This window comes from Ruegeria sp. YKSD179, from assembly GCF_059612885.1.
Genome location: NZ_JBXWRL010000124.1, coordinates 1 through 1,329 on the forward strand (window position 1 = coordinate 1; position 1,329 = coordinate 1,329).

Here is a 1,329-nt window from a genome sequence, read left to right on the forward strand (position 1 = left end):
GCTCCATCGGCGTCGCGATGCGCCATAGTGCAGGTGTCGTTATCTGCGAGAGAGGAGTCACCCCATGCAAGTTACCACGATCGGCCTTGATCTGGCCAAGAACGTCTTTCAGGTTCACGGCGTCACCAAAGAGGGTGAGGTTGTCTTTAATCGGAGCCTGCGCAGAGCTCAGGTCCTGACCTTTCTCGCGAGCCTGCCACGGTGTCTGGTCGGGATCGAGGCTTGTGGGACGAGCCATTACTGGGCGCGGGAGATTGCGAAGGTCGGACACGAGGTGCGCCTGATCCCGCCGGCCTACGTGAAACCCTATGTGAAGCGCGGCAAGTCGGATGCGATCGATGCCGCAGCGATCTGCGAGGCGGTGACACGGCCGTCCATGCGGTTCGTGGCTGTGAAGTCACCGGAGCAACAAGCAGTCTTGGCCCTGCACCGTGTACGGGACCTGATTGTGCGCCAGCGGACCCAGATCGTGAACATGCTTCGCGGTGTCCTGGCCGAGTTTGGGATTGTTGTTCGAGAGGGCGCCGGTCACGCCATCGCCTTTGCCAAGCTGTGCCTGGAAGGAACAGAGGACGATCTTCCCGACCTCGCAAAAGATGTCGTGAGCAACCTCAGCCACCAACTCGTGGCTCTACATCGCCGGGTGCTCTGGTACGATCGCCAGTTGAAACGGGCTGCATCCCTTGATGCGCGCGTCGCCCGCCTGCGGACGATCCCCGGTGTCGGACCGATCACCGCCTCCGCCATCGTCGCCTCGATCGGGGACGGGTGTCAGTTCTCAAACGGACGCAGCTTTGCGGCCTGGCTCGGCCTCACACCGCTCAACCGATCGAGTGGCGGTAAGGAACGGTTGGGACGCATCTCGAAGATGGGAGACCGCTACATCCGCCGATTGCTGGTGCTCGGCATGACCTCCCGGATCAAGCAGATCAGACACCGACCTGATCAATTCGATCCTTGGTTCTCCGAAATCCTTGAACGTAAGCCCGCAAAGCTGGCCGCCGTCGCAATGGCCAACAAAACGGCGCGGATCATCTGGGCGGTGCTCACGCGTGAACAGAATTATCAAATCAGAGCCGCTTGACGACCGAAAGGAGCACATGAATAGCAAGACGCAGGATGTGATGGACATGGTCAACCCAACGATCGAGACACCCCGTGCTTTGTCCCGGACCTCATATGTCCGCTGTGCAGAATGGGACTCGGTCTGCGGAACCCATCAGGGCCAGCGGTCAGACGCACCGCGCAAACAGGCCGGACACAAGACCGCTTCTGACCACACACCCCTCACAAAAATGTCTTGCTTTGCAGGAGCCATCCACACAGGAC

General features: G+C 60.2%; 2 protein-coding genes. Both read left to right on the forward strand.

Features of this window, described 5'->3' with window-relative positions:
• Positions 1-64 precede the first annotated feature (64 nt).
• The gene (locus AC2FNE_RS24620; RefSeq protein WP_496748743.1) at positions 65-1,084 is read left to right on the forward strand and encodes an IS110 family RNA-guided transposase; all 1,020 of its coding nucleotides are present in this window, start codon (positions 65-67) and stop codon (positions 1,082-1,084) included.
• A gap of 16 nt (positions 1,085-1,100) precedes the next feature.
• Positions 1,101-1,329: hypothetical protein (locus AC2FNE_RS24625; RefSeq protein ID WP_496806568.1), on the forward strand; the 229-nt coding region annotated here is incomplete at its 3' end.